Annotated in this window: 13 protein-coding genes and 3 pseudogenes; 12 read left to right on the top strand and 4 right to left on the bottom strand. The window is 60.4% G+C overall.

Annotated features, from left to right (window positions below; genetic code table 11):
* A partial coding sequence (locus tag ACEVQ6_RS23045; RefSeq protein WP_374891391.1) for a transposase occupies positions 1–160 on the top strand: 160 nt, incomplete at its 5' end.
* On the opposite strand, the gene ACEVQ6_RS23040 is transcribed toward ACEVQ6_RS23045, so the two are convergent.
* Positions 157–678 carry an ATP-binding cassette domain-containing protein gene (locus tag ACEVQ6_RS23040; RefSeq protein WP_374891390.1) on the bottom strand — a complete coding sequence of 174 codons (522 nt, stop codon included), beginning with the start codon at positions 676–678 and terminating at the stop codon, positions 157–159. The two genes, ACEVQ6_RS23045 and ACEVQ6_RS23040, sit on opposite strands and share 4 nt — an antisense overlap.
* Before the next feature lie 59 nt (positions 679–737).
* On the opposite strand from ACEVQ6_RS23040, the pseudogene ACEVQ6_RS23035 reads away from it, so the two are divergent.
* Positions 738–1,166: pseudogene (locus ACEVQ6_RS23035) on the top strand (hypothetical protein); the annotation flags it as partial.
* Between the two features lie 37 nt (positions 1,167–1,203).
* Here ACEVQ6_RS23035 and ACEVQ6_RS23030 read toward each other — a convergent pair.
* Complete coding sequence (locus ACEVQ6_RS23030; protein ID WP_374891389.1) at positions 1,204–1,677, bottom strand: type II toxin-antitoxin system VapC family toxin; 474 nt, start codon at positions 1,675–1,677, stop codon at positions 1,204–1,206.
* A complete protein-coding gene (locus tag ACEVQ6_RS23025; RefSeq protein ID WP_313523152.1) occupies positions 1,674–1,925 on the bottom strand; it encodes a type II toxin-antitoxin system Phd/YefM family antitoxin in 252 nt (83 codons plus the stop codon). The genes ACEVQ6_RS23030 and ACEVQ6_RS23025 overlap by 4 nt, the downstream gene beginning before the upstream one ends.
* A 271-nt stretch (positions 1,926–2,196) precedes the next feature.
* Here ACEVQ6_RS23025 and ACEVQ6_RS23020 point away from each other — a divergent pair.
* The 10 genes and pseudogenes from ACEVQ6_RS23020 to repC form a co-directional block, all read left to right on the top strand.
* Positions 2,197–2,623 (top strand): annotated as a pseudogene (locus tag ACEVQ6_RS23020) (zincin-like metallopeptidase domain-containing protein); the annotation flags it as partial.
* Positions 2,620–3,171 carry a hypothetical protein gene (locus ACEVQ6_RS23015; RefSeq protein ID WP_374891388.1) on the top strand — a complete coding sequence of 184 codons (552 nt, stop codon included), beginning with the start codon at positions 2,620–2,622 and terminating at the stop codon, positions 3,169–3,171. The pseudogene ACEVQ6_RS23020 and the gene ACEVQ6_RS23015, both read left to right, overlap by 4 nt.
* Positions 3,172–3,239: 68 nt before the next feature.
* A pseudogene (locus ACEVQ6_RS23010) lies at positions 3,240–3,440 on the top strand (hypothetical protein); the annotation flags it as partial.
* Positions 3,441–3,804: 364 nt separating this feature from the next.
* Complete coding sequence (locus ACEVQ6_RS23005) at positions 3,805–4,095, top strand: hypothetical protein (RefSeq protein WP_374891387.1); 291 nt, start codon at positions 3,805–3,807, stop codon at positions 4,093–4,095.
* 503 nt (positions 4,096–4,598) lie between these two features.
* Entirely contained in the window at positions 4,599–4,760 is a 162-nt protein-coding gene (locus ACEVQ6_RS23000) for a hypothetical protein (protein WP_374891386.1), read from the top strand.
* A 256-nt stretch (positions 4,761–5,016) separates the two neighbouring features.
* Positions 5,017–5,328 carry a DUF736 domain-containing protein gene (locus ACEVQ6_RS22995; RefSeq protein ID WP_374891385.1) on the top strand — a complete coding sequence of 104 codons (312 nt, stop codon included), beginning with the start codon at positions 5,017–5,019 and terminating at the stop codon, positions 5,326–5,328.
* Between the two features lie 316 nt (positions 5,329–5,644).
* Positions 5,645–5,812, top strand: a complete 168-nt coding sequence (locus tag ACEVQ6_RS22990; protein ID WP_374891384.1) for a hypothetical protein — start codon at positions 5,645–5,647, stop codon at positions 5,810–5,812.
* Between the two features lie 286 nt (positions 5,813–6,098).
* Positions 6,099–7,295, top strand: coding sequence for a plasmid partitioning protein RepA (gene repA / locus ACEVQ6_RS22985; RefSeq protein WP_374891383.1), 1,197 nt, complete (start codon positions 6,099–6,101; stop codon positions 7,293–7,295).
* Positions 7,296–7,370: 75 nt separating this feature from the next.
* Positions 7,371–8,348 (top strand): plasmid partitioning protein RepB, encoded by a 978-nt coding sequence (gene repB, locus ACEVQ6_RS22980; protein ID WP_374891382.1) that lies wholly within the window; start codon positions 7,371–7,373, stop codon positions 8,346–8,348.
* Positions 8,349–8,504: 156 nt separating this feature from the next.
* Positions 8,505–9,815, top strand: coding sequence for a plasmid replication protein RepC (gene repC / locus ACEVQ6_RS22975; protein ID WP_374891381.1), 1,311 nt, complete (start codon positions 8,505–8,507; stop codon positions 9,813–9,815).
* A 178-nt stretch (positions 9,816–9,993) separates the two neighbouring features.
* Here repC and ACEVQ6_RS22970 read toward each other — a convergent pair.
* Positions 9,994–10,289 (bottom strand): hypothetical protein (locus ACEVQ6_RS22970; protein WP_374891380.1); only part of this gene is annotated, 296 nt, incomplete at its 5' end.

Raw genomic sequence — 10,289 nt, 5'->3', positions numbered from 1 at the left:
CTACCGCCAGCGCAATCTCGTGGAGCGGTTCTTCAATCGCATCAAACAGATGCGCGGCTTGGCAACGCGATATGACCGCCGGGCAGACAACTACCTCGCAGCACTCAAGATCGCCGCCACGAGGATGTGGATCGCATCAGCTTATGAGTCCGTGTCCTAGCGCACGGTTCCCACAAGCGGACGCGCAAGGCCGAGGAGCACATTGCCCAACATCGTTTTACCGCAGCCGCTGGGACCTGTAATGGCGGTGATGCTCCCCCGGTGGAGGGTCAGGCTTAAGTCTTCGAAAAGTCTGCGATGACCGACCGCGTAGGCAAGCTCCTTGGCGTGGAGCACCGCCGCGGCGATACGACCAACTGCGCGCCGCGGCCACCGATCGGGATCTGCCTCAAGCCATGCGCGGGTGTAGGCGTGACGAGGAGCGTCCAACACCTCTTCCACAGGTCCCTGTTCCAGCATCCAGCCGCCGCGCATTATACCGATATGACCACCAAGGTTAAGCGCGATACGGATGTCATGTGTGATCGCCAAGACTGCTCGGCCATGCTCGAGAAGTTGGCGGACGCGTGAGACCGTTTCTTCGACCCGATCATCGTCGAGGCCTTTGGTTGGCTCGTCGGCGATGACGACCGGGGCCGGCGTGGTCAATGCACCGGCGACCACAACACGTTGAGCCATGCCGCCAGACAGCATAAACGGGTACTGGCGCTCAACCGTCGTCGATGGCGATGGTTGAACGCGATACGCACGAGCGCCTCATCCTCGAAACCGTCGACGCTCTGTCCGAAGGCCTCGGCGAGCGTGCGATGCAGATCCACCTGCAACGCATCGTCGGAGCCTTCGTCGGTTCCGCCCATGGCGCTGGCCAGTTCTACTCGCGCGCCGTGACGGAAGCTCGCGACGCTACGGCCAAGGCCGCCAGGGACGCCCGCAACGACGACCGGGACGGCATTGTCGGTTATGACAGTTCCGCGCAGCGCAAATGGGAATTCGCCGCCGACATGGGTATCCAGGCATTCTCGCTCCGCATGGCCGCCGAGGGCGCGGTCGCGGCTTATGAACACGCCGTCGGGGAATCCTGGAAGCCCTTCGATCGCTTAGTCGACAATCCCGGCCAGGCGCTCGATCGCAAGGCGGCCGAAGCGCAGATGGACGCGCTCGGTTGAGCGGTCAGGCGGGGCTTCGGCCCCGCCATTTCCTTTGCTATCGCGTCCTATTGGCCCTTGGACTCAGCGGAAACTTGGCCGGGTCATCGGTCCATGGATCGAAAATGGCCGCGCCCGAGTGGCGGGTGTCTTTCACGTTGCGCGTGACGAGATAGAGCTCGTACTCGATTGCGGTCGCCGCCAAGAGCGTATCGATCACGGGCGGCGGATGTCCGGTGTCCTTTTTGACCTCTCCGGATATGCGTCCCCAGAGCCGCACGGCTTCGTCGCGAAGGGAAAGCACACGATCACCAAACCGGTCCGCGAGAGCGTCCCGCGATGCGATATAGCGCGAGCGATCCGGATGGTCGTTCGGCAGGTTATGTATTCCCTTGTCGTATTCCGCGAGCGTCAGGATGCTGAGATGAAACGTCTCTTCCTCCTGGCTTGCCGCCCATGTTTTGACCGAGGGTGCGCCCTGCGGGTTGATCAGCGCGGCCACCACATTGGTATCGAGCAGCCATCCCCTCACAGTTCGACATCCCGGCCGCGGTCGGCATCACGTTCGAGATCCAGGCCGTCGAGGTGCAACGCCTCCATGAACTGGACGAACGGCACTCGAGGCGCAGTCGGTGTCAGACGCTCGAACTCCTCGACGCTCATGATAACAACCGCATCGTGACCTCGAACGGTCACGCGCTGGGGACCGTCCTCCCTGGCATGCCGGACAACTTCGCTGAAGCGCGCTTTCGCGTCCTCGAGCTTCCACCGTCCATTCATCGTCGGGTGTACCGGCCTGTTCGTCCCTGAAAATTGTGTCTGCTTACCCATTCGTCTCACCTAGTCAGATGGTCAGATGCATATAGCATGCCTGATGTTCCTTCGCCAGATCGGAAGCGGAAATGTCGAACGACGAGCGCCAAGCGACCCGTCCGGCTCAGGTCCTGCCGGAACCGGGATTCAGCGCAAGGGCTTCGCCCTCCTCCACTTCGTTCCGGCGCTTTGCGTGCGCCGTCCCCCTATCGTTCCGGCTTGCGGACCGCCGTAACGGGGTCGCGATATCCGTCATGGCGGCGACCGGGCCTTCTTCAGCCCTGCGACCGACCACATACAGATGCCATTCGTCGAGAGCTTCAGGGATGCGGCCTCGTACGTGTCAACCCTCACCACGAGGCCACGCACTGGACGGCGCCGGCGCATCGCGTTGGACGCGATCTCAGTCGCTACAGCAAGGATCGCGGCGAACGCGCCCGCGAAGAACTGATCGCCGAACTCGGCAGCTGCTTCCTCTGCGCCGATCTCGGCATTGCGCCGGAGCTGGAACCGCGGTCGGATCATGCATCCTACCTTCAGTCGTGGTTGCAGGTGCTCTCGGATGACAAGCGGGGATCTTCGCCGCCGCCGCGCACGCGCAGCGCGCCGTCGCCTACCTTCACGGCCTGCAGCCGGACGCGGGTGAAGAGCGGGATGCAGCATGATGGCTCCCTATCCCGCAAATCGCCTCCTGATCCTTGCCTGCTCGGCGACAAAGCGCGACGGCCCGGCCTATATGCCGGCCATCGAACGCTATGACGGCCCCCATTGGAAGACCCTGCGGTCGGTCGACCCACATGGAGACAAGGCGAAGGTCGCCTTCCTGTCCGCGTGCCTGGGGTTCCGAGCCGCAGCCACGCCGATTGAACTTTACGACGCGCGCATGACCCCGGCGATCGCGGGCGAGATGAAGGCGGGCGATCTCGGAACGCGGTGGCCGAAGCAGAAGACCAAGCGCCGTGCGATGGCCTCCGGCGAGCATCCCGGAATGCACATCGCGACTTTGACGGGCTATGGACGTGTTCCCTTCTCGGATGTCGCCCTTGTCGGCGGCCATCTCTATCTCGATGTCATGCATCATCTCGTCGACCTGTTCCGTGAAGGCGGTCATATCGTCGGCGACGCTCGGATTGCCGAGATCAACGGTTCCATCGGTATCATGCGTCGCGATCTTCTCCGCTGGCTGGACCGTGAATTCGTGGAAGGACGCTGATGTTCTTCTCTCCGCATGGTCTCGATCCGTCAGAGGAAGGATCCGCCGCCATTCTCCTTCGCGCGGTCATGCGCGATCACGATATTGCGGCATGGGCCGACGCCGTCGCGGTCGAGCAGGCGCTACGCAACGGCATTCGCGGTATCCGTGGCGAGGTCCTCTTGCATCGCTCGTACGTGCCGCTGGACGAGGCCGATATATCGAAGGCCTCTGATCGCGGTCAGCTCGACCTCTGGCAGAACGAATGCGAGGGGATGTGGTGTGTCTGAGGATAGGGAGCGCCGGCACAGGGGGGCAGTCGGTCCCGACTCCTCTTCGAGCCGCTGCGCTGAGGCTCCTACGGCTGCCCTTTCTCCCGCGCCGGCGCGTCACGAATTCCCGAAATCCCGGCCTGCGGCCGTCGCTATGCTCATTTCTCCGATGCTCTTCATCTCTTCAGATCCCGCCTTGCCCGCTTCGCGGCTCTGCGGCGCGATCGAGACCCGGCCGCGCCGGACCCACCACCTCGTCCCTCCCGCCGAAAGGAAACTCCATGACCACACTGCGCCCGCTCACCCGAGCCGAGGAGATGCCATTAGAGCCTATGCCACGGAGCATGGGAGATACTGGAAAGCCAGTCTGCGCGATGACTGGATGAATGCGCGCACAACAGGCGTCATGCAGGCGCTGCGAAATTCCCATGGCCCGAGCTGGTTGGTGTCATTTTCACTGGTGCGGGAGCAACATTCGGCAGGACCAACTCGTGTTATATCCGTCACCGCGGGTAATGGCGACATCTTCGAAGCGATCATGATGGGAGCCGATGAACCCTGGATTATCACATATCCACAAGGGCAGGACCGGTTTTACGGAACCGAACCCGAGGTCCGCGCGCACATCAGGCAGCTCATCCTGTATGGCGCGACGGCGAAGGTCGCGCCGTAGGTCGTTCAACGGAGCCACGCGGATCGTCGGGACCGGCAGGTTCGTCCCGCATCTTGGTTCTGGCCATCGCCTGCGGCGACCGCGCTTGATGCCTCCGGCACGCAGCCAGCCTTCGGCCGTCTCCGCCGATGCCGGTGACGATCGACTTGTCCGGGTCGGCGCTTCGCCGCCTCTAATGTCGCCCCGGCCGCGCTGTCTTCTCCAGACGGGCGCGAATGATCGAGCTGATGGTGGTTGGCGCGGCACCCGGAAGACCGAGAGCGCCCCGCCTTAGCAGGCGGGCTGGGCATCAGTGATCTGTTCGACGGGTCCAGCCCAGATGGACTCGGCGGTAGGGCGCTGCCATGGCAGTAGATGCGCCGAGTGCATGGAGCCGGTGCCCATATGCCTGCGGAAGAATAGGATTCCGTGTCGTGGAGGGCGCTGTCCTCCAGCGGGCACGCGAGGACAGCCCACCGAAAGCCAATGCGGAGGAGCGATATCGAAGGCAGCGGGATCGATCGGTGACGGCGGGCACACCGAATGCACAGCTGCAGCCCGTTGGAGCCGACGTGGTCGCCGCCGGCAGCGAAGAGGTGCTGTCGATGACGGCCCGCCATTTTCGAGAGCCTTCCGGTTTGATCAACCCTGGCGCGGCCATCACGTCCTCGATGTGGCATGTCTGATCGGAGACCGGCTGCGCCTCGATCGTCCTCCCGCAACGGCCGTCTTCGACTTTCTTCCCCTGCCGGGACCCATCCCATTCGACAGGTCGAATGGAGCCCCTGGGCCGCCGTCATTCCTCGCGGGACAAGAAAGCCGCCTCCGGCCGTCCTCCACTTCGTTCCGGCCCAAAGGGCGCGGTCCGATCGTCCCCCATCCCTTCGACAGCCATCGAGGTCGCGATGGACGCGACCCGAGCAACCCGAAAGGATCTCGAAAATGGCTATCATCGGCAACTTCTCCACCAACGGCAACCTCATCAGCGGCGCTGTCCGCACCCTGACGGTCTCGATAAAGGCCCGCCTGGTTCCGATCGAGCGCACCTCCCGCGACGCTCCTGACTTCCGCGTCATGGCGGGCATGGCCGAGGTCGGCGCAGGCTGGAACGCCACCTCCACCGATGGCGAACCCTACATCTCGGTTAAGCTCGACGACCCGAGCTTCAACGCCCCGATCAACGCGGCCCTGTGGCCGAGCCAGACCGACGGCGACTACGACTTGGTCTGGAACCGCCCGAAGCGCGACGCCTGATACCAGAAGCCCCGCCTGCCAAGGCGGGGCGCTTCCCCATAGATGAAGCGGGAAGCGGGCATCGAGCCCGCATCCCGCTTTCTGGGTGCCATACGGAAAGGAAAAGTCTGCTCAGTCCGTCCAAGGATGCCATGGCGACAGACAGGCGCCAAGGACGAGCGGTTCCCCCAAATTTCAGTCCCGTCCTTTGCTGGCCGCGCCAAAAAATTCGGCTCCCCCACTCGCCGGCTCCGCCGGTCGCGTTCCGCGATCCTTGACCCCTGCCTGCCACCATGACCGCGCGGGTCGTCTTTCACAAAACGTCAAGGAGACGACGATGACCTACGACCTCGACCGCACGATCCTGGAACTCGAAGCGGAAGCCCGCAACGCCGATCCGGCCGAACGCCGCCAGATCGAGGCCGAACTCAGGTTGGCGCTGGCTGAACGGGAAGCGATCCTGGCCGAACAGGACGGCCGCACTATCGCCGAGCCGCCCTTTTAGCCAGGCCTCCCCACAGAGCTGCAATCGAAACAATAAGCCAAGTTCTTGAGAAAACTGCAGATTTTCGATTTTTTGACGGTGGTCAACGTTGCAGCACAAAACACTCTGACCCCCTATTCCCACACCATCAGAATCGGCTTCATGTTCTCTCGCCGAAGCAACGAGAGGGCTAACTTTCGTTAACCTTTTATTAACCCTATTTTCCTTGCCGGATTGCGAGAATCGGAGATAATGACGGCATATTATGAAAATCGGTAATTTTACCGCCAGAATGGCCAGAGGCACCATGAACGCGTTCAGTCCGCTCCCGTCTTTTGAGCTCGACGATAAAATTTTGAGGCAGGGTGCCGAAATCTCGCGCAAGCTTAATCAGCTGCGCCTGGAAAATTTTCCGCCCTCCGCGAAGAAAACCCTTCGCCAGTTTTCGGTAGCGGAAGTCGCCCACTATCTCGGCGTCACTCCGAGCAATCTCAAACGCCTGTATCTTGATGGCAAGGGGCCGATTCCGACGACCATGTCGGGGAACAGGAAATTCTATACAGCCGAGCAGATGTGGGAGCTTCGACACTACCTCGCTGAAACCGGGAAGAGCGAGGCTAAGAAATACGTCCCGCAGCGAAAATCCGGCGACAAACTTCAGGTGATTGCCGTCGTGAACTTCAAAGGTGGGTCAGGCAAGACGACCACGGCCGCTCATCTTGCGCAGCACCTGGCTCTCACTGGTCATCGCGTACTCGCAATCGATCTCGATCCGCAAGCGTCTCTTTCGGCCCTTCACGGCTTCCAACCGGAGCTGGATGAGAACCCATCGCTCTACGATATGATCCGCTACGACGATCAGCGGAAGCCCATCGCTGACATCATTTTGCACACCAACTTTCCCGGCCTCGACATCATCCCGGCGAATTTGGAACTGCAAGAATACGAATACGACACCCCGCTGGCGATGCAGGCAGGTAGCGAGGGCAAGCGATTCTTCACTCGCCTCGGCAAAGCCCTCTTGGATGTCGATGACCGTTACGATGTCGTGATTATCGATTGTCCTCCGCAGCTTGGCTATCTTTCCCTGACGGCGTTGACGGCCTCGACGTCGGTCCTGATCACGGTTCACCCACAGATGCTCGACCTGATGAGCATGTCGCAGTTCCTGCTCATGCTCGGCAACATCACGAAGACGATCAAACAGGCTGGCGCAGACGTCCGCTTGGATTGGCTCCGCTATTTGATCACCCGCTTCGAGCCACAGGATGTCCCGCAGGTGCAGATGGTCGGCTTCATGCAGTCGATGCTTGCGGAGGAAATTCTGAAGACGCCGATGCTTAAAACCACAGCGATCTCTGACGCGGGCCTGACCAAGCGGAGCCTGTATGAATTGGATCGCTCGAACTTCAACAGGGACACCTACGACCGTGCGATAGAATGCATGGACGGCGTGAATTTTGAGATCCAAGGTCTGATCCATCGGGCATGGGGGAGAATGTGATGATTTTGACTGCCGTAAAAATCTACTTTCAGCCCAAGACTATCAAGCATTTAACTCAATTTCCAGGATAGCGATATGGCTCGGAAAAACCCCTTCATGAATGTCATGGGCGACGCAGCGCCCAATGACGACGAGGCAATCCTTCAGTACACGAACAAGGGAGCCTCGAAGTCGCTCATTCACTCTCTCGACGAATTGGCCGCGCAAGCGGATAGGTTGCTCGAAGGGGAGGCGGTGGTCAATCTCGATCCCGAGATCATCGACGGCTCATTCGTTCGCGACCGCCTCGAAGATGACGAGCAGGACTTTAACGAACTCGTCACAGCAATTCGGGATCGGGGACAGGACACGCCGATCTTGGTCCGCCCGCACCCCTTGACCACGGGCCGCTACATGGTGGTCTTTGGCCATCGCCGACTTCGCGCGGCTAAGACGCTCGGTCGGAAGGTCCGAGCAGTCGTGAAAGATCTCAAGGACAGTGATCACCTAGTTGCGCAAGGCCAAGAGAACTCCGCACGGGCGAACCTGTCGTTCCTCGAGAAGGCGCTATTCGCCGCCGAGATCGCCCGCCGCCAGTTCGATGGCGACAACGCGATTGCGCTTTCCGCTCTCTCCATCGACCGGGCGACCTTCTCGAAAATGCTGGCCGTTGCGGCCATTCCTAAGCACGTCCTCGATGTCGTCGGCGCGGCTAAGGGCATCGGCCGCGACCGTTGGTATGAGCTGAAGAACCTCTTGGAGAAGCCTTCGTCACTCGAACAGGCGTCAGCCTTCATCCAGTCCGAGGGCTTTAAGGCAAAAGCCGGGGACGACCGATTCAATTCGCTTCTGGCTTTCGTGAAAAGTCTCGGGAAGCAGTCTCGGCCGAAAACCACCAAGGCCCAGAAATGGGCGTCGGATGACAACGCCGTGTCAGCCGATATTCGGAACGACGGCAAGACATACACCTTCGTTCTCAAGGCAAAGGATGCAGGAGGCTTTGGCGACTACATCGCTGAGAACCTCGCCGACCTGTATCGGGCCTACAGGAAACAGGATCAACAAGGAGTGTAGCAGCAAAAGAAAAAGGCCCCCAAACGTTCCCGTCGTGGAAGCCTTCCTCAGATTCCTAGCAAGATCGAGAATCGCATTTCCACGAATCCTAGTCAAGAGTCTTTGGCACCGTTTTGGTGAGCGGATTTTTTTTGCCTAAACATAGGTGAGAGAATCATGGAGAATGTGCATGTGACGACGCCCTTTGGGCGGCGGGCGATGTCGCTCGGCATGTTGGCAAGCCAACAGATGGCCGAAAACATCGAGCCTGGAACTGCGAAAAACAAATGGAAGCTGTTCAGAGCAATTTGCGAAGCACGGCCGTCGCTGGGCGTTACGGATCGCGCACTTACCGTCCTCGACGCGCTGCTGACCTTCTATCCAGATGACGAGCTGTCCAAGGAGCGCGGCCTAATCGTGTTCCCGTCTAATGCACAGCTGTCGATCCGCGCAAGAGGGATGACCGCTGCGACGCTACGGCGGCACTTGGCAGGGCTCGTGGACGCGGGACTGATCCTGCGGAAGGACAGCGCCAATGGAAAGCGCTACGCGCGCAGGGGGAGGGCAGGGGATATCGAGGAGGCCTTCGGCTTCTCGCTTGCCCCACTGTTAGCACGCGCGGCCGAGATTGAGGCTTTGGCAGCACAATTGGTTGCCGACCGAGAGCAGCTGCGGATCACGAAGCAGCACCTGACGATTTGCCGTCGCGATATTGCCAAGCTGATCGCCGCGGCGATCGACGAGGGGGTGAGGGGCGAATGGGAGCGGATCACGCTCTTGTTCAGATCGATGACGGCTCGACCTTCTCGCACGCCAGGGCTCGACGAGTTGGAATCGTCGCTCGAAGATATGGAGATGCTGCGCGAGGAGATCGTCAACCTGCTCGATGCAAATAAAAAAACACAAAAAATCGACTCCAATGAGTCTCAAATTGAGCGCCACATACAGAATTCAAATCCCAAATCCCATTATGAATTTGAACCAAGCCTCGAAACGAAGCAGGAGGCAAACTCAGCAGATCACATCGGGTGGAAGGACGTGCCGATGGCCGACGGCAGGAGCATCTCGAATTCCGCCGACGATGGGAAAGAAGTATGGCGAGAAGGGCGAAAGGCATCGGCCTCAACTGGGGGCGGCCCACTGAAGTCTTTCCCGCTTGGACTGGTCCTGCAGGCTTGCCCGGATATCGCCGACTACGCTCCTGGCGGGCAAGTTGCCAACTGGCGAGACCTCATGGGGGCTGCCGTCGTCGTCAGGTCGATGCTCGGCGTCAGCCCGTCGGCATACGAGGCAGCTTGCTTGGCAATGGGTCCGGAGAATGCGGCGACCGTCATCGCCTGTATCCTCAAAAGGGTAGGGCATATCAATTCGGCGGGAGGTTACCTCCGCGATCTCACACGACGCACCGAGGCGGGGGAATTCGCAATTGGCCCCATGCTCATGTCGCTTGTTCGCGCCAACAGCGGTGTTAACGGTAAGGCGGGTTAGAGGGATTGGTAATTCGACACGGCGTCCTGCTCCAGACGCCAGCATGAACTGCCAGTGGGCGGTGTGAAGTTCTGTCAGCGAAACACACTCGTCCGCCCCATACTTCAGCTTGGAGCCGGGCGTCGTCAGGAAATGCTCGACGGAGTTGTTGTCGGCAAACATCTCGGTCACGAGTGTCTCATGCGATGCCGGCAGCGTGAACCGACTTGCCCGAACCTGCCTGGCCGTACAGCAAAAATGCCTGCTGGTAGTCTGTGACTTTCCCCATCAACGAGACACCGATCATTTCCTGCAGAACCAGAAGCTTCTCGCGATAGTCGGGATCATCACCCCAGCTGGCGCTCAGAAACGGGATGAACATCCGCATGTGCTCGGCAGCCTCGGGAAGATAGCGATAGGCCATGGAAACCATCTTGTTGTTGCGTGCCCCGGCCGGCACGAAGTCCAGAGTCTTCATGCGATTGCCAGACGAGA

It is taken from the genome of Ensifer soli (assembly GCF_041928815.1).
Lineage (GTDB): Bacteria > Pseudomonadota > Alphaproteobacteria > Rhizobiales > Rhizobiaceae > JBHFEI01.
Note: the sequence above shows the minus strand (reverse complement) of the source record. Positions and strands in the feature narration are given on the sequence as shown.

Coding starts and splice junctions, on each gene's coding strand:
- ACEVQ6_RS23040 (WP_374891390.1), bottom strand. CDS start 678: ATGGCTCAACGTGTTGTGGTCGCCGGTGCATTGACCACGCCGGCCCCG.
- ACEVQ6_RS23025 (WP_313523152.1), bottom strand. CDS start 1,925: ATGAATGGACGGTGGAAGCTCGAGGACGCGAAAGCGCGCTTCAGCGAA.
- ACEVQ6_RS23015 (WP_374891388.1), top strand. CDS start 2,620: ATGATGGCTCCCTATCCCGCAAATCGCCTCCTGATCCTTGCCTGCTCG.
- ACEVQ6_RS23005 (WP_374891387.1), top strand. CDS start 3,805: ATGAATGCGCGCACAACAGGCGTCATGCAGGCGCTGCGAAATTCCCAT.
- ACEVQ6_RS22995 (WP_374891385.1), top strand. CDS start 5,017: ATGGCTATCATCGGCAACTTCTCCACCAACGGCAACCTCATCAGCGGC.
- ACEVQ6_RS22990 (WP_374891384.1), top strand. CDS start 5,645: ATGACCTACGACCTCGACCGCACGATCCTGGAACTCGAAGCGGAAGCC.
- repA (WP_374891383.1), top strand. CDS start 6,099: ATGAACGCGTTCAGTCCGCTCCCGTCTTTTGAGCTCGACGATAAAATT.
- repB (WP_374891382.1), top strand. CDS start 7,371: ATGGCTCGGAAAAACCCCTTCATGAATGTCATGGGCGACGCAGCGCCC.
- repC (WP_374891381.1), top strand. CDS start 8,505: ATGGAGAATGTGCATGTGACGACGCCCTTTGGGCGGCGGGCGATGTCG.